We start from the raw sequence: 19,860 nt of genomic DNA, 5'->3' as shown, positions 1-19,860 counted from the left end.
CTTGATGTAGGTTTCGTCCATGCGCCAAGATTCGGCGGTTGGTTTCTTGCGGGACTGCGCTTGTGCCGCCATCAGCGGCGCAAACTTAACCACCCAACGGTTCAGCGTCCCATGATCAACATCAACGCCACGCTCCTCCATGATCTCCTCGAGATCGCGGTAGGAACCAGGGTAGCGCAGATAGAAGAAAACGGAATACAAGATCACTTCCTTTGGGAAATGTACGCCCTTGAAGTCAACCATCGCTCCGCCCCTCTCGTCCGCCACCTCTGCCACAAAATTACTGCCGCATCACGTGACCCGGCGAAAGTCAAAAAAGTTTGCGACAGAACCAAGCCTTCGACCCAATGCGAGCTATTGGCTCCTTGCCCAGCCCGACCAATGCTCTGATGCACAATGGCGTGCGTTGACGCTCGCCTTTTGTGAGGGCTGCTACGATTAAAGCAGCCCTTGGCCTTGCAGCTAACGATCGTCTAAAGTTTCCGCAAACCGTTCTTGCCTCTGACATGACCTCACATCAATTATCGACCGCGCCAGCTTTGCGTTTTACGCAGGATCCTGCGCGAAGCCAGCATATGCAGTAGACGTGCCCCGGCATTGGTGTAAAAAATCATCATCCCCATTGCGGCGGCAGGGGCGATGTCGCCCGCATCATCCATGTTCAGCACCGCGACCGAGGCGAGTGCCGTATGAGTGGAATACAGGAACACCACCGCAGACACCGTCGTCATTGCATTGACGAAAAGATAAATCGAAATATCCAAGATTGCTGGCAAGCAGACAGGCACGGTTACCCGAACAAACAATCGGTAGAATGGCTGACGCAACGAACTCGCCACCGGCTCGAACTCACCATCGATCTGTTTCAAGGCAGTCAGGGCAGTTAAGTGCCCAACTGTGTAAAAGTGCGTCACGGTTGAGACGACCAAGATTGTCATAGTGCCATAAATCGCGTTCAGAGGGTTCGCCGGGTCGTTGAAGAAAAAGATATAAGCCAGTCCCAAAACCATACCCGGCACCGCCATCGGCAGCATTGCAAGAAATTGAAACACCCCGCGCCCGGCTTTGAGCCCGTCAATCTTTTCCACCATATAGGCACCGGTGAACACAATCACCGTGCCGAATACTGCCGTCATCAACGCAAGTTTGATCGAGTTGGTATAGGCCGCCCATCCTCCACCATCGGTGCGGTTGAAATCGTAGTTCTTCAAGCTCAGGCTGAGGTCATAGGGCCAGAACTGCACCAGCGCCGCGTATTGGCAAACAAGGATGAGCCCAACGATGAACATCGCCATTGCCCCGCACCACAAAAGGCACAGCATGTCGAATTGCTTGTTGACCTTCGGCTGATAAGGAACTGAGCGGGCCGAGAGCAACGAAACCTGTTTTTTCTGAACCTGCCTATCGACAATAAAAGCAAGCACAGCCGGGATGAGCAAGATCACCGAGACCACTGCGCCCATCTCAAAATTCTGTTGTCCGATAACCTGCTTATAGATGTCGATCGCCAACACATTGTATTGGCCACCGATCACCTTGGGCAGGCCAAAATCGGTAATGACCAGCGTGAAGGTAACGAAGGCGGCAGAGATCAACCCGTATCGCGCCCCAGGAATTGTGACAGTCCAGAAAGTACGCCACCTGCTAGCGCGCAAAGATTCCGCCGCTTCATATTGACGTTGATCTGCAATCGACAGCGCAGTGGAAATGATAAGCATCGCATGCGGAAAGGTGAAAAACACCGACCCGATGACAATCCCGATCGGTCCATAGATGCTGTGTCCCATCAAGACTGATTTCAACATCCCCTGATTGCCGAACAAATAAATCAGCGCAATGCCAGGCAACAGCGACGGCACGAGGATAGGCATCATCGCGACTAGTTTGAAAAACCCTTTGAAGCGCATCACGCTGCGGTTCAGGGCATAGGCAAAGCCGAAAGCCGCGCCCACTGTCAACACAGTGCTTACAAGAGCGATAAACACAGAATTCTGGATTGAAGAGAACATTGCTGGGTTCGAAAAATACTCGAAATAGTTCTGTACTCCAACCGACTTGACAGGGCGCAGGTTGATACGACGGAAGGTATTGCTGTCATACTCTTGCCATTCTGTCGTGTTTTGCAGATCAAGCCCAACCAAATAAGGTGCGTCCTCTTCGGTGCCGCGCATGCGGTATTTAAGCGAGCTGCGAAAGCTGAAATCCGGAAATAACGCCGTCGCTGACAGGCGCCCATCAGAAGACGTGCGCAGTTGCCCGTCGCTGAACACCGCCAACTGTTCATTGATGGCGGCCGCTGATTGCGCCGGGCCGAAGGTGCCCGCGTCATCGCTGACTTGAAATTCATAGCGATCAAGATCGAAGCTATAAGTCACAAAACTTTTCGACAGCATCGCGTAAAGCGGTAGGGCCAACGCCACGATCAAATACAGCGCGATCACGGCCATAAAGGCGCGTTTAATGATGCCGTCTCGGTCAAGCTTCAGCGTGACATTGGGTCCGGAGGGAAGATTTGTGTCTGACATTTTATGCCCTTTCCGCAAAAACGAGAACCCGTTCAGCAGGCAATTCCACGGCCATTTCAAGCCCTGGCTTCAAGTCCAATCGCCGCACTGCATTGATAGAGAAATTGGCGATCAAATCTTGCCCGCCCAAAATGTCCGATTGCAAGTGACAGCGCCAATAAGACCCAAGGAATTCCATATCCATTAGCCGCGCAGGCAACAGGTTTGCAGCGCCCGCCGCGGCCGCTGTGGACAGATGCGGCACAACATCTTCTGGCCGCACCGCCACTGTCACGGCAGCCCCTTCCGCCACGCCTTGCATTTTGGTCGTCAGCGAAACCGAGCCAAGCGTGACTCGCCCGTTCTGATATGTCGTGGCAACCTTGTTGGTTTCGCCAATGAAATCGGCAACGAAAAGTGATGCGGGGGCACGGTAGATCTCGGTTGGCGTGCCAATCTGTTCGACAGTCCCGTGGTTCATCACCACGATACGATCTGCCATCGAAAGCGCCTCTTCTTGGTCATGTGTGACCATGATCGTCGTCACGCCGAGCTTTCGCTGCAATTCTTTGATTTCATGGCGTAAATGTACGCGAACTTTTGCATCGAGTGCCGAAAGTGGCTCGTCGAGCAGGAGCAAGCCCGGATTAATGGCAAGGGCGCGCGCAAGGGCGATGCGCTGTTGTTGACCACCCGACAGTTGGGCCGGATATTTTTCGGCCTGTTCGGGCAATCCAACCAGCGCCAGCAATTCAGCAACGCGGGCCTTAATGTCCGCCTTTGGGCGGCCAGTGTTTTCCAGTCCAAAAGCGACGTTGCGCGCGACTGTAAGGTTTGGAAAAAGCGCGTAGGATTGAAACACGATCCCGTAGTCGCGCTTGGACGTGGGCAAGTTCGAGACATCCTGCCCACCTTGGAAGATTTGACCGCGTGTTTGCGGGTCTAGCCCCGCTACTGCGCGCAAAAGCGTCGTCTTACCGCAACCCGAGGGGCCAAGGAAACAGATGAACTCGCCCTTGCCGATGTCGAGATTGATGTCCTTTAGGGCCACAAACTCACCGAATGCTTTCCATAATTCTTTAATTTGCAGGTAAGATTCGGGCTTGTTTGACATGATTGGCTTTCTAATGAAGGCAAAAGATGGAGTGCCGCGCCGCGGCACCCCAATGTTTCGGAATCAATCGATTGTAATCAGCCCTTGGGTTCGGACTTGGTGTCGTACCGCTTGGTCCATTCTTCAAGGATTTTGGTACGGTTGTTTGCAGCCCACTCGAAGTCGTTGTCGATCATCGCTTCGGTAATCCCTTCTGGGAAGTGCTCCACTGGTTTGGCGATGCCAGGAATGCCCACCACGGCATAGCCGACATTATACATTTCCATCGCCTTGGGTGTGATGGTCCAATCCAGCAAAGTTTTGGCAGCTTCTTCTTCGGCAGTACCCGCAATGATCGCGGTCGCTTCCATATCCCAGCCAACGCCCTCTGACGGAACAATAATGTCAATTGGCGCGCCTTCGGCTTTGGACTTCGCACCGCGGAAGGCAAAAGACACACCAATTACCGTTTCACCTGCAGCTGCCATTTTGCATGGCTTAGAGCCGGAATGGGTATAGGCCGCGATATTGGCGTGCAGACCATCCATATACTCCCAACCTTTGTCCTCACCAAAGATCTGGAGCCAGGACGAAACATCCAGAAAGCCCGTGCCCGAAGAGGCCGGGTTCGGCATGACAACGTGGCCCGCATACTCCGGTTTGGTTAGGTCCATCCAGCTGGTTGGCGCGGTCATGCCCAGCTTGCCGCCTTCGACTGTGTTGTAACAGATCGCGGCAACCCAAGCGTCCATGCCCACCCAAGAAGGCGGGGTGTCGCTGTCTTTGAAATTGGCGGACAACTTGTCCAGCCCTGCCGGCGCATAAGGCGCCAGCATATCTTCGGCCTTCAGCACCAATAGCGAGGTCGCGGCAAGCCCCCAGACCACATCGGCCTGCGGATTATTCTTCTCGGCCAAAAGCTTGGCTGTGATGACTCCGGTAGAATCGCGCACCCAGTTGATTTTGATATCCGGATGATCTTGGTTAAATGTTTCGGCATAGCGGGCAAGGTCTTCGGCCTCGACGGACGTGTAAACAGTCAGTTCTGTTTCTGCGAGTGCGGCGTTCGCGAACAAAGCCGAGGCTGCGACGGTCATACATAGAATGGATGTTTTGGTCATGATCATTCCCCTGTTAGGTTGGATGTTATCTGTCGGCGGTACTTTGGCCGGGTTTTCCGGAATCTCCACCGTGGTTACTCAGGTCTTTTCGCAAAAGTCTGCGACAGCCATGTGACTGCTTTATAAAACCTTCGCAAAAATAAGTCTGAGAACTAAAAGAAAGTAAAATCTATTTTTCTTTTACCATCATAAAAAATATCGATACATCGCATCTAGCCAGCCTGCGACACTGCAATGACGCCCAAAGCAACAACCACGGCCGCCAACATTCGCCCCCGCCACGGGCGCTCTCCAAAGACCAAAACCCCAATCATTGCGGCTATAATTACGCTGGATTCGCGCAACGCCGAGACGGCCCCTAGGGGCGCGATGGTTTTGACATAGAGTACCAAGCCATACGCAGTGACAGCTGCCACACCACCCAAAAGCCCAAGGATCAAGGTGCGTGGCGCAAAATGGCCCCGGTTGCGGCGGCGGTGCAGCGCGATAACCAAAGGCACTGGCGCCTCACATAAAAACAGCCAACCCATATAACCCGTCGCTGTGCCGGCTTGCCGTATGCCAATGCCATCCGCCACCGAGTATGTGCCGATGCAAACTCCCAACAGCAACGCCAGCGCAATGGTGGAACCCGGTGCCTGTGCTGCCCCGCGCAGCATCGCCAACAGGCAGATCCCCGCACTAATAGCGGCCAAGCCCAACCAGCCCAAAGGCGACATGGTTTCGCCAATGATTAACCATGCCGATAGAGCCACAAATGCTGGGGCGAGCCCCCGTGAAATCGGATAAACTTGGCTTAGATCGCCATGCCGATATGCCCGAAACAAAAGCAGATAGTAGCCGTAATGCACGACTGTTGAGATGAAGATTGAGGGCCAGCTTGCGCGGTCAGGAATGGGTGACAACGCAATCAGCACCACCCCCGCCAGTGCATGTGCGAGTGACACCGCCCCCAACACCCCTGCCCGATCGTCCACCGCCTTTAGCATCGCGTTCCAGCTGGCATGCAGCAGCGCCGAGAACAACACCAATCCAAGGGCGAATGCGGTCATGCCTCGGCCAGAATTGCAGTTTCCACAATGGACAAAGCCCGGTCCAGATCAACTTGCGCGATGGTTAGCGGCGGGGACAGCGTTAGCACACAGCCTGCACTAATCTTGAACGACAACCCCGCCTCAAGACAGCGGTAATAGATGCGTTCAGCGCGGTCTGGGGCCTCACGCTTGGTCGCTCGATCCTCCACAATCTCCACCCCGAACATAAGGCCCCGTCCCCGCACATCGCCGATAAACGGGCTGCGAGAGGAAAATTCCTGCAACCGATTCAGAGCATAGCTGCCCAGTGCGGCGCTCCGTTCCACTAGCCCCTCATCTTCAATAATTTGTAACGTGGTAAGGGCCGCCCGTGCGGTCACGGGGTTCTTTTCATGCGTGTAATGGCCGATCGCAAAGTCACCGCACACATCCAAACCTTGCCGCGCGATGACGGCGGCGATGGGCAATATGCCGCCGCCAAGCGCTTTTCCAAGGGTCACAATATCGGGAATAACGTCATCATGTTCAAAGGCAAACATGCGACCCGTTTTGCCCAATCCCGTGGGGATCTCGTCCATAATCAATAATGCGCCGTGGCGATTGCAAGCGGCACGCACCGCTTGCCAAAACTCCGGTGGCGGCACGACAGGTACGGCACGCATAGGTTCTGCAATCACCGCCGCGACATCACCTTCACGGCCCAACACATAGTCCACCATGCCCGCGCAAGCCAAACCGCAGCTTTGCGGGCCCGCGTGATTATAGGGGCAGCGATAACAGTTGAAGGGCGCAACATGTTCAGCCCCGGTCATCAGGGGCCCGGCGATATGGGATCGAAACGTGGCTTCGCCGCCGACACTTGCTGCACCAAAGCCGGCGCCGTGAAATGCATCCCAAAAACTGATGGTCTTAAACCGCCCCGTCGCTGCCCGCGCAATTTTAAGTGCCACCTCATTGGCATCTGATCCGCCCGTTGTGAACAGCACCTTATTGAGATCACCGGGCGAGATTGCCCCCAGCTTCTCCGCCAATTCCACCGCCGGTTCATTGGTAAACCGGCGCGGCGCAAAAGGAAGCGTATCAAGCTGCGCTTTGATCGCGGCAATCAAGCGGGGGTGGCCGTAACCGATGTGATGCACGGAATTGCCATGAAAATCCATGTAGCGGCGACCCGCAGTATCTTCGATCCAGATGCCTTCGGCCTTTGCAATCGTTGACACACAAGGGCTGGACAACGATTGATGCAAAAACGCATCGGAATCACGGGCCAACAGGTCGCGGGTGGCTGCATCGGGGTGCTTGGCGGCCCAAGCCTTACGAGCAGCAGATTGGTTGCTCTCGCCTTCAGTGTGGGTGATCTTCATTCGCCAAGCCTTTGTGTTAAAGAAAAATCGCGGCCCCGCAGGGCCGCGTCAGTCACAGGGAGACTTTTTGTCTTAGTTTGGCCAGGGCAAGGAATACGTTTTGACATTGGTAAAGAATTTCATCGCTTCGATGACGCCTTCCTTCACCGCATTGCCACTGTCCTTGATGCCGCCAAAGGGTGACATTTCGATCCGATATCCGGGCTGTTCCCAAATGTTGCAAGTACCGACATCAAGCCCGTTGATATAGGCAATTGCCCGGTGCAGGTCATTGGTGCAGACACCAGAAGACAACCCGAACGGCGTCGAATTGGAGATGCGCATCACCTCGACATCATCATCGGGCACGCGCACGATAGGGATGATCGGACCAAATGTTTCTTCCATCACCAGCTCAGAGCCATGCGGCACCCGATCGATAACGATAGGTGGCAAAAGCGCGCCTTGACGACCCGGATGATAAAGGATCTCAGCGCCTTCCTTCTCGGCCATGAACACGCGTTTTTCAAAAAGTTCCGCCGCTTGGGCATGGATCACGCAGCCCAGCTCTGTCGCCGGATCTTGTGGGTCACCAAATTTGATAGCCTTTGCTTTGGCCAACACCATCGGCACAAACCGATCCGCCACGCTTTCTTGCACCAAAATGCGCTTGATTGCGGTGCAGCGCTGCCCCGAATTGCCGGTGGCACCAGCCACGGCGATGGTTGCGGCCTTTTCCAGGTCTGCATCGGACAAATCATTGCAGATGATCAACGGGTCATTGCCGCCCAGTTCCAGCGCTTGGCGTTTGTACCCAGCCTTTGCGGCGATCAACTTGCCGACGGGAACCCCGCCGGTAAAAGTGATGATGTCGATGTGTTCGTTCACCATCATTTCTTCGCCGATGTCTTTCGGCCAACCCGTCACGATCTGGAACATCTCATGCGGCAACCCCGCCTCATACAGAATATCGGCCAGCGCAATGGCGGTCAGCGGCGTCAGCTCCGTCGGCTTGCACACCATGCAGTTGTTGGTGGCAATCGACGGCGCGATTTTATGACTGACCATGTTCAGCGGGTGGTTGAACGGCGTGATCGCCGAGATAGCCCGCACCGGTTCGCGTTTGGTAAAAATTTTGCGCTCTTTGCCATTATGGGTCAGATCGCAGGAAAAAATTTCACCATCATCGTTCAGCGCTTGCTGTGAGGCGAATTGGTAGACATCCTGCGCCCGCTTCGTCTCATAAATTGCGTGCTGGTGGCAGATGCCCAACTCCAACACCAACCATTTCGCCAGATATTCGCGGCGCTCGCCAATCAATTCCCCCGCACGGCGCAGGATCTGGCTGCGCTCATAACGACTGAGTTTTGATTTGTAATTCGCGGCAATCTCAAAGGCGCGTTTGGCGTGTTCGGCCTTGCCCGCAGGCACGGTGCCAATCACCTCATCCGTATAGGGATAGCGCACCTCGATCACCTCATCGGTGAAGACAATTTCCCCACCGATGCGCATGCCTTCATGTCTGATCTCTGTCTTATCTTTCATTTGCGGCTTTCCAGTTCAAAGTGCTGCGGCAGTGGTCGCATAAAAGAACGCATCAAAATTGCGCAGAACCGGCTGGTTTGGCAAGTCGATGACACGGTTAACGATAAAGGGCACCACTTGTTCCGTTAAGCCGCCATGGCTGCGCAGTGGTTCATTCAACGCGGCCAAATCATGGCGATGCGCCGAAGTGCCGATGGTCATATTTTCGGTCGAAATCATTACAATGTCGCCGATCCGGTCCGCAGGCAGCTCAAAGCGCTTTACCGCTTCGGCTCGGTCCATCACCTCCAGAATTTCCGGGCGTGCGGCAAGGCGCGCGATGATATCAGCCTGATCGGCCCCTTTGGGCAGATAGGCCGTGCCAAAACCGCCCAAAGCGCCATGATGTACAACATAGGGGTCGGTGATCGGTAAGATCACGCGGGCAGCAGCCTCGCCCAACCATTCATCCAGCAAATCTTGCACATAAATCACCTGCGGGTCGCCATTGGCATCATGCTTGGGCTTCATGCCATGGTCGGCCGTTACCACAATTGCCGCCCCCATCGCATCCAACTGCGTAAGGTAGCGATCAAACATTTCAAAAAACGCCTGTGCTTCTGGCTGATGCGGGGCGTATTTATGCTGAACGTAATCGGTCGTCGTCAAATACATCACATCCGGCTTCCATTCGGCCAGCAATTTGACCCCGGCGGCAAAGACAAATTCTGATAGCTCTGCCGAATAAACCTCCGGCTGCGCCATCCCGAGCCATTTTGAAGCCGCTTCTTGCCCATGTTCGGCTTGCGTCGAGCTATCAGATTTCTCAGCCGAGAAACATTTCGCGCGGTCATCCCCGAACTGCAAGCCTGCGCCCAGCAATGCGCGCAGCTTATCCTTGGCGGTCACAATCGCCACGCGTGCCCCGGCATCATAGAACTGCTTGAACACGGTTGGCGCGCGCAAAAACCGCACGTCATTCATCATCACCTCTTCGCCGGTTTCCGGCTCGTAAAGGTAATTGCCGCAAATGCCATGCACTGCGGGCGGGCGGCCCGTAGCGATGGACAGATTGTTGGGGTTGGTGAAGGACGGGATCACCGAATGCGCCAACCGGTCGGTGCCAGCTTCACGCATTTTCTTTAGCGTGGGCATCAGACCTTTGGCGATGGCTTGGGTCAGGTATTCCGGTTCGCATCCATCAAGGCAGATCGCAATCGCGGTCACTTTGGGCCAAGGATAGCTGCGTCCATTGGCAACAACTGGGTTCTTTTGGGTCATGGTCAGTCCTTTAGTTAATCTCTGTGTGCCGGGTCAGGCGGCAAGTTTTGCACGTTCGGCAAGTGCTGCGGCAGGAGGGGCAGCCGAGGCGACCCCCATTTCCGCCAGCGCCTCGGCGGCGGCTTTGACAACGCGGGCCATAATCGCGGCATCCATCCAGCCAATGCAGCCGACACGAAAGCTATCCACTACGGTCAGCTTGCCGGGATAGATAATGAAACCCTTGTCTTTCATCCGTTCATAAAACTCGGTGAACACGAATTTCGGATCGGCTGGGCAAAAGAAAGTCACGATGATCGGTGAGAGCCAGCGATCTTTCAGCAAGGTTTCAAAGCCAAGCGCCCGCATCCCCGCAACCATCACATCGCGGTTTTTGGTATAACGCGCCCCACGCCCTGCCACCCCGCCCTCAATCGCATGGAGGCGCAACGCCTCTAGGAAGGCGGCAACAACATGGGTAGGGGGCGTATAGCGCCACTGGCCCGATTTCACAAAATTGGTCCATTGTGCGTACAAATCCAGCACGAGGGAGTGAGAGTTACCCTTGCAGCCCTCAAGTTCCGCCTTGCGGGCAATTGCAAAACCAAAGCCAGGAACGCCTTCGATACATTTGTTGGCCGAACTGACCATCGCCTCATATCTGATCTGCGTAACATCAAGGTCTATCGCGCCAAAAGCCGACATGGAGTCGATCAGCAGTTTGCGGCCAGCGGCATAGGTAGCCTCGGAAATCTCGGCCACAGGGTTCAGAATGCCCGAAGACGTTTCGCAATGGCACACAATCACATGGGTAATCGCAGGGTCAGCGGCCAGCGCCTCGGCCACTTCGGCACCACGCGGCGGCATGTAATCGCCTTTGTCTATCAGCGTATAGGCCCGCCCCAAATAGCGCATAGTTTCCGCCGCGCGCAGTCCATAAGCGCCATTGGCAAGCACCAAAACCTTGCCATCCCGTGGCACGAATGTCCCCAACATCGCCTCGACGCAATAGCTGCCAGAGCCTTGCATCGGCACACAAACATACGCATCATCCGGATCGCCTGCCAGCCCAAGCAGTTGATCGCAAACCGATTTGCTCATGGCACGGAAATCGCCATCCCAAGATCCCCAATCGCGCAGCATCGCCTCTTTCACCGACAGCGCTGTGGTCAGCGGGCCGGGCGTTAGCAGGAAGGGTTCGCCTTTTGCCGGATCTGGAAATGCGTCGTTTTGGAGGGAAGACATATGCGCAGCCTCATTTTTGAAAATGGCGGTATGAAAGGAGTTTTCCCATAGGCCTCTATATATGTAAAATCGTTATTTTGTATTAAATCATTACTAAAAACGATACGTCAGATCGATTTGGCTAAACGACTTTCCAACAAGTGCCCGCTTTCTGTCAAAATAGGATATGCGACAGTAACCAACAGTGAATTGATTTCCTTTAACGACCGCACCGTCTCGAGATGAATATCAGATGTGTCTATACTGTCTGCATGGGCGTTTCGCAGCCGCTCAAGGTGGCGATCATGGCTATCGCGCCCCAGTTTGCGCATCTCCTCTTTTTCCTTGACCAACTGCCGCGCGCTTTCCACATCACCTGACACCAAAACATTCAACGCAAGCTGCATATTCGCGCCTACCCTGTTGTGCAGATTGCACATTTCCGCCCAGCCTTCTGGCGAAAATCGGAGCTTTTTTTGCGCCCTCTCTTCGGCCAACGACAAAAGGCTTTTAGCAATGATGTCGCCGATATACTCGAGGTTGATAGAAAAATTGGTCAGATCGCCGCCCAGCTTTGATTCACGCTCGGTCAGCTTGCCACGGTTCACTTCGGCGATGAACAGCTTGATATCGGTGTGTTTGCGGTTCACCTCATCATCCAAAGCACGCACACGCGCGATCTTGTCCAGATTACCGCCATCCATCAATTCCATCACCGGATGGTACATGGCGGCCACGATTTCGCCCATGCGCAACAGCTCGCGCTTGGCGCTAGCCAATGCCACCGTCGGGTTCCCGACCAAGGCACGGTCAAGCATGCTGGCAATCGGCGCCATCGCCTCAGCACTCGCCGCAACCACCGGATCGGGCAAAATAAGAGTGGCAAGCCGCTCCATAGAGCGCACAAAAGGCAAGGCCAGCAGGACCAGCACAAGATTGAAAGCAAGGTGAAAATTGACTAGCTGCACCGCCTCAGTCGCGCCCAAATAATGGACCGGCAGATCACCAACTTGCAGCAGCGTCAGGACCAACACTGCCGCAACGCCACGAAAGATCAGGTTCCCAATTGGGATACGCCGCGCCTCGATCTCCATCCCGCGGGTAAGCCAAACGGCGATAATTCCTCCGCCAAGATTGGCGCCAAGCACCATCGGCAAGGCCACCTCAAGCGGCAACATGCCCCCGCTGGCGAAAGTCACGAACAAAAGGACTGTGGCCACCGACGAATGCACGACCCACGCGATCACCGCCGCCACCAAAAACGCTGTCAAAGGGTCGCCACGTAAATAGCCCACCAGCCCCGGCAGCAGTGCGCTGTCGCGCAGCGGTTCCGTTGCCTGCCCGACCATTTGAAGGGAGAGCAAGATGAACGCGATGCCCAAAACAATCCGCCCAGTTTGCTTAACGCCGCGGGCCTCAAATTTCAAAAACATCGTGGAGCCAACCAGCAGCAAAAACGGGATTAAGCCAGACAGATCAAACGACAAAATCTTGACCACCAGGGCCGACCCTAAATCCGCCCCGAGCAGCGCCGCGATGCCGGTCGATACAGTCAAAATTCCGCTGGTCACAAACCCAGCCGTCAAAATCCCGACCGCGGTCGAGCTTTGCAAAACCACGGCCAGCACCATGCCCACCAGTGCCATTTGTGCCGTGCCGCCCTTTGCGCCTCGGAGCGCCGATTTCAATCGCGTACCATGAGCGCGCTCAACCCCAGTGCGCACCATGCGAACAGCCCACAAAAGCAGCATTACTGCACCGGCAAGATGGATCAGAAAAGCAACTGGTAGCATTTTAACTCCCTAAATTCAGGTCCAAAACCGCGGCGGCCCTACTGTGTCGGCACGCCATACAGCACTCTTGATGTGCATAAAGCAAATCGTTAGATTAAATGAAAGTATAAATCACTGCTATAGAAGGAGCTCTTTATGCGTTACGTACAGCTTCGCGCATTCCACTATGTCGCCATATGTGGCGGCTTTTCCCGCGCCGCCAATGAGCTTTTTCTAACCCAGCCCGCGATTTCCGATCAAGTCCGCAAGTTGGAAGAGGAATACGATATCCTTTTGTTCAACCGCCATAAAAAACAAGTCGAGATAACACCTGCAGGCGAAAAGCTTTTGGAAATCACACGGCGAATGTTCGACAGCGAAGAGCAGGCGCAGGAGCTGTTGACCGAAAGCCGAGCCACGCGCACAGGCACCTTGCACATAATGGCCGACAGCGCGGTACATGTGCTCAAAATACTCGCAAGGTTTCGTGAAAAGTACCCTGGCGTCGTAGTAAAGTTCAGCCAAGGCAACACAGAAACCGTAACCGAAAGCCTGTTCCGCTATGTGGCCGATATTGGTATTCTCGGCGAACTTCCCCCAGCACGCGATTTCGAAACCATAGCGCTGAACTCCAGCCCCATTTCCGCCTTTGTTGCGCTCGACCATCCGCTCGCCAAGCGCAAATCTTTGGGTTTTCCGGACCTTTTTGGCCTGCCTTTGGTGATGCGCGAAGCTGGATCCAAAACGCGCAAGAAGTTTGAAGACGCCGCTGAGGCGAAAGGATTTGCTTTTACGCCCACCATCACAGCAGAGGGCCGCGAAGCCGTGCGAGAGATTGTCGCTTCGGGTGCTGGCGTGGGGTTTGTGTCAGCTGCCGAATTTGGCGACGATCCCCGACTTGTTCGTATTCCGCTTGAGGATGAAGGCCAGATGATGATGGACGAAACCTTGATTTGCCTGCGCGAGCGCCGTGGCGGCAAACTCGTCAGCGCTTTTCTGTCAATCGCGCAAGATCACGCAAACGACATCGTTGCTGACGCTTGAACGCCGATCCTGCGGCGATGATGGGCTGTTATATCGGCGGTTTCGCGTGCCATTTCGCTGTAAACCTGACCCCCGCAAGATCAATCTCGAACGCGCCTTCGGACAGATAGGCACGGTCGATTGCCTGCGTAGACTCCTCAATCCGACATAGGGTTACGGGCCGCCCGATGCTGTGGCCATGAGCCGCCGACATCACTTTGCCCACCGGCACACCGTCCCGCAGCAACAACTCCCCTCCCCAAAGCTGTGGCATTGTGTCAGTCAAGCTGAACTGTGCAATACGCTGATGCAGTGGTTGCCCCTTCAACGCCAACAATGCGTCACGTCCAATAAAGCCGCCGGGCTTATCAAAATCGACGGCAAAGCTAAGCCCTGCTTCAAAAGGCGTAATATCTGGGGTCAGTTCACGCCCCCAAGCCCGATAGCCTTTCTCAATCCGCAAACTATCCAGCGCGTAATAACCTGCGTGAGCCAGCGCTCCGGCTTGCAGCAACGCCTCATAAACCCCAAGGGTGAATTCCACCGGGACAAACAACTCGAACCCTGCCTCACCGACATAGCTCATCCGGTTCGCCAAAACCGTGGCATAGCCCAGATCAATCTCACGAACCGTGGAGAAGGGATGTGCGTTGTCGGACAAATCGCTGCGCGAAAGGCTTTGCAAAAGCGCGGGCGCACTCGGTCCCATTACCGCCAACACTGACCACGCGTTGGTCACATCCGACACCCAGGCATGCGCGTCCTCGGGGGTGTTTTGTCGGATCCAATTGGCATCATGCACTGCCTGCGCCGACCCGGTAACGACCATAAAACGTGCCTCGCCCAACCGGAACACAGTCAAGTCGCTTTCATAGCCGCCACGGGTGTTCAACATGCCGGTATAGATCGAGCTTCCGACCGGGCGGTCGAGATTGGCGGCACATATCCGGTTTAGTACAGTCAAAGCATCGCGTCCTTCGACCATCAGCTTCGAGAAAGATGTAAGATCAAACAATGCGGCCCCGGTGCGGGTTGCAACATGTTCCGCGGCAGCAGCATCGTGCCAATTTTGCCGACCGAAGGAATACGCGATGGTGGCTTCGGGCTTGTTGCGAGCAAAGTAATTCACCCGTTCCCACCCCATCTTGCTGCCCCACACGGCGCCCTTAGCATTGAACCGGTCATAAAGTGCGGACCGGCGGAAGGGCCGCGCGCTGTCTTGTTCAAGGTTCGGCCAGGGCATGGTATAATGCATCCCAAGCGTTTCCTTCACCCTGTCGTGCAACCACGTCGGGTTGTTGTTGAATACGGCAAAGCGGCGAATGTCGACTGGCCACAGGTCCATAGTGGGAGCCCCCTCCACAATCCATTCCGCCAGCGCACGCCCTGCACCACCCGCACTTGCGATGCCCATTGAGTTAAAGCCCGCGCCAACGAAAAAGCCCTTCAACTCCGGCGCTTCACCCAACAAAAAATTGTTGTCAGGGGTAAAGCTTTCTGGCCCGTTGTAGAATTTCTTGACCTCGGCCTCTTCCAGACCAGGGACGCGGATGAGGGCATTTTCCATCAAGATCTCGAACTGGTCCCAGTCATCCTCCAGCAGTTGAAAAGCAAAATCATCGGGGATGCCGTTCATCCCCCAAGGTTTGGCCACGGGCTCAAACCCGCCCATGCACAAGCCGCCGACCTCTTCCTTGAAATAGATATAGCCATCTGGGTCGCGCATCACTGGCAGGTCGGGGTGAACCCCAGGCACGGAACCTGTAACAATATACATATGCTCTGCCGAATGCATCGGCACCGATACACCGCACATCAACCCCAACTTGCGCGCCCATTGGCCGGCGCAATTCACCACGATATCTGCCGTGATGTCGCCCTGTTCAGTTTGAACCCCAGTTACCCGGCCCTTGGATTGAGAAATACCGGTCACCCGCACGCCTTCAAAAATTCGCGCGCCGCCCATGCGCGCGCCTTTTGCCAAAGATTGCGTCAGATCGGTGGGGTTGGCCTTGCCATCACCGGGCAACCAAATCGCGCCCTTCAGATCATCCACCCGCATTGGTGGCCACTTCTCGCCCGCTTCTTGCGCGGTCAATTCCTGCACCTCAACCCCTTGGGCGCGAGCGCTGGCAATGGTGCGATGCAGTTGCATCATCCGTTCATTCGTCCGTGCAACGGAAACAGAACCGCATTGCTTCCAACCTGTCTCTAACCCGGTTTCCAGATGCAACTCGGAATACAGCTTGGTAGAATACTGGATCAGCCCTGTCATCACAGAATGGCCGCGCAACTGCCCAACAAGCCCTGCCGCATGCCATGTCGTCCCCGAAGAAAGCTGCCCTTGCTCAAGCAGCACAACATCGGGAAACCCCAGTTTAGTCAGATGATAGGCGGTTGAGGCGCCAACAACGCCCCCCCCGACGATCACAACGCGGGCATGGCTTGGCAGGTCTGTGCGGGACATCGGAGTACCTCTTTCTGGCTATCTCAGACAGGGTTAGCCCGACTTTGCATAATTTGGAAGTTTTTTTAACTTATTGGCGTATCGAAAATTCTGTGGTACCTATAAATTGAATTCAAAAGGCCGAAAATGACTGATCTTCCGATCCAGCGCCACCGCACCATTCTTGACCACCTAGAACGCGTGGAAACAGCCCGCTCGGTCGAGCTTGCAACGCTGCTAGCCGTGACCCGAGAAACAATCCGCAATGACATTTCGTATCTAGCAGGACGGGGGTTGCTGCGACAAGTCTATGGCGGGGCGGTGCGCATAGGGTTGCAAGAGCCCGATTTGCAGGCCCGGCTTGCCACCAATATTGAAGGTAAAACCCGTATGGCTAGGCTTGCCGCATCCCTTGTGCCGGACGGTTCGAGATTGGCTTTAGATTGCGGATCAACCACGCTCGTCCTGGCGAGAGAGCTCCGTACCCATGTTGGGCTCAAGGTTTGGACCAATGACATTGCAATTGCTCAAGAACTAGGCAACAGCGCCGACGTTGTGCTACTCGGAGGCACACTTGCGCTTGCGCAAAACATAACGAGCGGGCGCGACACGACAGAAATGATGGCGGGCTACAATGTTGATACAGCCTTCATCAGCCTTGGAGGACTTAGTGCCGCTCAAGGCCTGACAGATTTCGACCGCGAAGGGTTTTCACTCCGAAACACCATGCGATCCGCAGCCGCGGACTGTTATTTCCTTGCTGACCACGGAAAATTCGGCCGCGCTGCCCCACTGCGCTGGAAATCCCCACAAACAGCGAGAGCATTAATCTGCGACCGAGAACCACCGCCAGAGGAGCAAGCGATGCTGACCGGAATAGGGTTACCACTCCTGCTCGCTTGATGCTCATAAGATCCCTTAACGTAGAAGCGTTTCGCGACCGCTTTTTCATTGGCGATTGAAACAAAAACGGCCTTCACTCTGAAGACGTTGGCGCAGTGTGACCGAAGGGCTGCTACTGGGATGTAGCAGCAATACCGCCCCAGGGTCCTATGCATTTTCTTGCCACAGTGGCTTGACCTGCCCCTCGCCCGTGTAGCACCGCTCTGTTGGAAATAGGAGCCGCCAGCGCCAGGGAAGAACTAGACTGGGTGCGCAGGAACAAGATTTCGCAATCCGATCGTGATGCTTTGACCAGCCCATTGCAAAAACGCCTTGAAGCAGATCGCGCGGCGCGTCCTTTCATCAACTGTGCCTACCCGCCCTACGCGGGTGCCCTCACGCCGTCAGACGATATTGTCATTTGCCGTTGCGAAGAGGTCAGCGCGGGAGACATCAGACGCATGGCAGGCTTTGGCTGTATTAGTCCGAACCAAACCAAGGCATTCGGGCGCGTGAGAATGGGCCCCTCCCAGGGTCGCTACTGCGGTCTTTCAGTGACGCAGATTTTGCCGGAAGCGAACAAACTCCCGCTGCAAGAAATTGGGTGTTATCGGGTCCGTCCACCACTCAAGCCGGTGACATTGGGCGAAATTGCAGCACTGGCGAAATATGAAACATCAGAGGTAAGAAAATGATCGAACGGATAGAAACCGGGCAGCGCATGAGCAAAATCGTCAAGCATAATGGCGTGGCCTATCTATGTGGACAAGTTGGCGATGGCGACACGGTCGCAGACCAGACCAAAGACTGCCTATTGCGGGTAGAAGCGCTATTGGCCAAGGCGGGTTCGTCGCGAGACCAAATCCTTCAAGCGATAATCTGGTTGTCAGACATGAACGATTTTGACGAAATGAATGCCGTGTGGGACAAATGGGTTCCAAAAGGCCAAGCGCCCGCACGCGCTTGTGGCGAAGCGCGACTGGCAAGGGATACACTCAAGGTGGAGATTATAGTTACAGCCGCATGTAGCAAAGATTCCCTCTAAGTGCGCGTCAAGGTGCGTAACATTCAAGAGACTGCCCTCGTCGCTCTCGAAGAGTGGCCAATGGCAGGGAAGTTCGCATACTGACGCTTGGCCAAAAAAAATGCTGGAAGGTGGGCAATGGTTAGATCATTGCATCTTTAATCCTCGACTTGGGCGATAGCTTCGCGCTTGAGCTCTTCTGTGAATTTAGCTCCGGACATCTCGTCTTCCTTGCTTCCAAGTTTACTGAGCAAGGGTTAAAAATATTAAGGCTATTCGAAATGATAAATGCGTCAGTTTTTCATTCACGAACTGATGCATCCTCAATTCTGCGTTTCATCTCAGCGAACCGTTCCTCCACCAAAGTCAAAAACTGCATGGCAACCCGTGACGGTTCGCGTAAGGCTGGAAGCAGCAGATCATAGCGGAACGGCTGTTCGGGGTGCAGCGGGCGTAAAATCACCCGCCCCATCTCAGCAAAATTCAACGCTGTGACCGGCTCTACAATCGAAACCCCCGCCCCCCCGCGACCAATTCGCAAATCGATGCCGAAAGCTGTGCCACAGCCACAAGTCGTGGGCGGGCCTGACCAAGGGCGAGAAAAGAATCCGTCTCGGACCTCACTGAACACCTTATGCGCAAACGTAACCGCCGCACACACCCGTCTGCGCTTTAAAAGTCAAGTTTTCCAATTGCGCCGGAAAAGCGGACCTCAAGCTCCTGCGGGGCGGACAGGTCAATGGTGCTACCCCGATCTTGCGATGGGCCAACCTGCGCCAACATCTCGCCGGACAGCGACAGGAAGTCGGCTTCCTCGTCGGCCGAGAGCAGTTCGACCGTAGCGCCCGTATCGGTATTACTATGAAGATCTGGACCGTCTGTTTGACCGAAAATGCGGATTTCCACAGAGCCGATAGACTCGCCGGTCTGCTCGAAGCTCAGGGCAATCTGGCCTTGGACCTCGATCCCCTCGCAGCGATTGGTCATGATACTGACCATCATGGTATTGCCGGATCTGAGAAAGTCCGACTGCGTCGGCCATATCTGGCAGGTCATCGCGTTGCCGTTCAAGGTGCCCGTGAAAGTGCCACCCAGTTCCTGTGCCAAAGCGGGCGCGGCCGCAATGGTCAGAACAAAAGCTAAGGTCCGTTTCATTATCTGTCTTTCATGATGTCTCAAGAATGTATCCTCCTGAATGGTGCCTGATGGAACCCGCCTCAAGACGAGGCCCGGGTGGGTGCGTTTCGGGTCGGGGCAAGGGTTCTGTCGCAAATTTTGTTGGAATTTGAGTGCGGGCATCGCCCGGACATAATTATGCTGCGAGCGCAGCAAACTGCTGAAATGCGGTAAGGCCGTTGGCATGGAGCTGCCCCTTTCGGATCATATGCGTGGTCTCGATCCCAGCCAAGGTCGCCTCGGCAGAATGGAAGGCCTTGAAGCCAAGCATGGGGGCCGTGATCCGCTTTACGAAGCGATGATCTTGTTCGATGATGTTGTTGAGGTATTTGACCTGCAGTATCTTGATGGTGTTGCCTGATCCCGTGAACTTCAGGATCACATTGACGCTTTGCAGACCCGCCAGATTAGCGCCGCTTTTGTCGATGACGACA

At 55.0% G+C, this 19,860-nt stretch carries 17 protein-coding genes and 1 pseudogene; 4 read left to right on the top strand and 14 right to left on the bottom strand.

The window, feature by feature from the left end:
* The 10 genes and pseudogenes from BMY36_RS16650 to BMY36_RS16605 all read right to left on the bottom strand — a co-directional run.
* Positions 1-243: pseudogene (locus tag BMY36_RS16650) on the bottom strand (IS6 family transposase); the annotation flags it as partial.
* A 278-nt stretch (positions 244-521) separates the two neighbouring features.
* Positions 522-2,525: a putative 2-aminoethylphosphonate ABC transporter permease subunit gene (locus BMY36_RS16645; protein WP_050520011.1), complete on the bottom strand. Its 2,004-nt coding sequence runs from the start codon at positions 2,523-2,525 to the stop codon at positions 522-524.
* A 1-nt stretch (position 2,526) separates the two neighbouring features.
* On the bottom strand, positions 2,527-3,666 hold the full coding sequence (locus tag BMY36_RS16640) for a putative 2-aminoethylphosphonate ABC transporter ATP-binding protein (RefSeq protein WP_244888691.1): 1,140 nt from the start codon (positions 3,664-3,666) through the stop codon (positions 2,527-2,529).
* A 29-nt stretch (positions 3,667-3,695) separates the two neighbouring features.
* Positions 3,696-4,718 (bottom strand): putative 2-aminoethylphosphonate ABC transporter substrate-binding protein, encoded by a 1,023-nt coding sequence (locus BMY36_RS16635; protein WP_050520148.1) that lies wholly within the window; start codon positions 4,716-4,718, stop codon positions 3,696-3,698.
* A 212-nt stretch (positions 4,719-4,930) separates the two neighbouring features.
* On the bottom strand, positions 4,931-5,770 hold the full coding sequence (locus BMY36_RS16630; protein WP_050520013.1) for an EamA family transporter: 840 nt from the start codon (positions 5,768-5,770) through the stop codon (positions 4,931-4,933).
* Positions 5,767-7,116: a (R)-1-hydroxy-2-aminoethylphosphonate ammonia-lyase gene (gene pbfA, locus BMY36_RS16625; RefSeq protein WP_050520014.1), complete on the bottom strand. Its 1,350-nt coding sequence runs from the start codon at positions 7,114-7,116 to the stop codon at positions 5,767-5,769. Before pbfA ends, BMY36_RS16630 begins: the two co-directional genes overlap by 4 nt.
* Positions 7,117-7,188: 72 nt before the next feature.
* The gene (gene phnY, locus BMY36_RS16620; RefSeq protein WP_050520015.1) at positions 7,189-8,640 is read right to left on the bottom strand and encodes a phosphonoacetaldehyde dehydrogenase; all 1,452 of its coding nucleotides are present in this window, start codon (positions 8,638-8,640) and stop codon (positions 7,189-7,191) included.
* A 15-nt stretch (positions 8,641-8,655) separates the two neighbouring features.
* Positions 8,656-9,900: a phosphonoacetate hydrolase gene (gene phnA, locus BMY36_RS16615; protein ID WP_050520016.1), complete on the bottom strand. Its 1,245-nt coding sequence runs from the start codon at positions 9,898-9,900 to the stop codon at positions 8,656-8,658.
* Between the two features lie 33 nt (positions 9,901-9,933).
* On the bottom strand, positions 9,934-11,124 hold the full coding sequence (locus BMY36_RS16610) for a 2-aminoethylphosphonate--pyruvate transaminase (RefSeq protein WP_050520017.1): 1,191 nt from the start codon (positions 11,122-11,124) through the stop codon (positions 9,934-9,936).
* A 107-nt stretch (positions 11,125-11,231) separates the two neighbouring features.
* On the bottom strand, positions 11,232-12,854 hold the full coding sequence (locus BMY36_RS16605; protein ID WP_217646633.1) for a Na/Pi cotransporter family protein: 1,623 nt from the start codon (positions 12,852-12,854) through the stop codon (positions 11,232-11,234).
* Between the two features lie 177 nt (positions 12,855-13,031).
* On the opposite strand from BMY36_RS16605, the gene BMY36_RS16600 reads away from it, so the two are divergent.
* Positions 13,032-13,919 (top strand): LysR substrate-binding domain-containing protein, encoded by an 888-nt coding sequence (locus tag BMY36_RS16600; RefSeq protein ID WP_050520019.1) that lies wholly within the window; start codon positions 13,032-13,034, stop codon positions 13,917-13,919.
* A gap of 28 nt (positions 13,920-13,947) precedes the next feature.
* Here BMY36_RS16600 and BMY36_RS16595 read toward each other — a convergent pair whose 3' ends face one another.
* The gene (locus tag BMY36_RS16595) at positions 13,948-16,365 is read right to left on the bottom strand and encodes a GcvT family protein (protein ID WP_050520020.1); all 2,418 of its coding nucleotides are present in this window, start codon (positions 16,363-16,365) and stop codon (positions 13,948-13,950) included.
* A 126-nt stretch (positions 16,366-16,491) separates the two neighbouring features.
* Here BMY36_RS16595 and BMY36_RS16590 point away from each other — a divergent pair, with 126 nt between their 5' ends.
* The 3 genes from BMY36_RS16590 to BMY36_RS16580 all read left to right on the top strand — a co-directional run bounded on the left by BMY36_RS16590 (position 16,492) and on the right by BMY36_RS16580 (position 18,271).
* Positions 16,492-17,247: a DeoR/GlpR family DNA-binding transcription regulator gene (locus tag BMY36_RS16590; RefSeq protein WP_050520021.1), complete on the top strand. Its 756-nt coding sequence runs from the start codon at positions 16,492-16,494 to the stop codon at positions 17,245-17,247.
* 206 nt (positions 17,248-17,453) lie between these two features.
* Positions 17,454-17,921, top strand: a complete 468-nt coding sequence (locus BMY36_RS20330; protein WP_197086061.1) for a bacterioferritin-associated ferredoxin — start codon at positions 17,454-17,456, stop codon at positions 17,919-17,921.
* Positions 17,918-18,271 carry a RidA family protein gene (locus tag BMY36_RS16580; protein WP_050520023.1) on the top strand — a complete coding sequence of 118 codons (354 nt, stop codon included), beginning with the start codon at positions 17,918-17,920 and terminating at the stop codon, positions 18,269-18,271. Before BMY36_RS20330 ends, BMY36_RS16580 begins: the two co-directional genes overlap by 4 nt.
* 280 nt (positions 18,272-18,551) lie before the next feature.
* Here the strand turns inward: BMY36_RS16580 and BMY36_RS19590 are convergent, their stop codons facing one another.
* The 3 genes from BMY36_RS19590 to BMY36_RS16565 form a co-directional block, all read right to left on the bottom strand.
* Positions 18,552-18,737 carry a hypothetical protein gene (locus BMY36_RS19590; RefSeq protein WP_139194107.1) on the bottom strand — a complete coding sequence of 62 codons (186 nt, stop codon included), beginning with the start codon at positions 18,735-18,737 and terminating at the stop codon, positions 18,552-18,554.
* Positions 18,738-18,922: 185 nt separating this feature from the next.
* Positions 18,923-19,405 carry a hypothetical protein gene (locus BMY36_RS16570; RefSeq protein ID WP_050520025.1) on the bottom strand — a complete coding sequence of 161 codons (483 nt, stop codon included), beginning with the start codon at positions 19,403-19,405 and terminating at the stop codon, positions 18,923-18,925.
* 157 nt (positions 19,406-19,562) lie between these two features.
* Positions 19,563-19,860, bottom strand: a 298-nt coding sequence (locus BMY36_RS16565) for a DDE-type integrase/transposase/recombinase (RefSeq protein WP_139194106.1), incomplete at its 5' end; no start/stop codon positions are given.

This window comes from Pseudorhodobacter antarcticus, from assembly GCF_900110135.1.
Taxonomy (GTDB): Bacteria; Pseudomonadota; Alphaproteobacteria; order Rhodobacterales; family Rhodobacteraceae; genus Pseudorhodobacter; species Pseudorhodobacter antarcticus.
The sequence above is the reverse complement of the archived record's forward strand: the minus strand, read 5'-3'. Positions and strand labels throughout refer to the sequence as shown.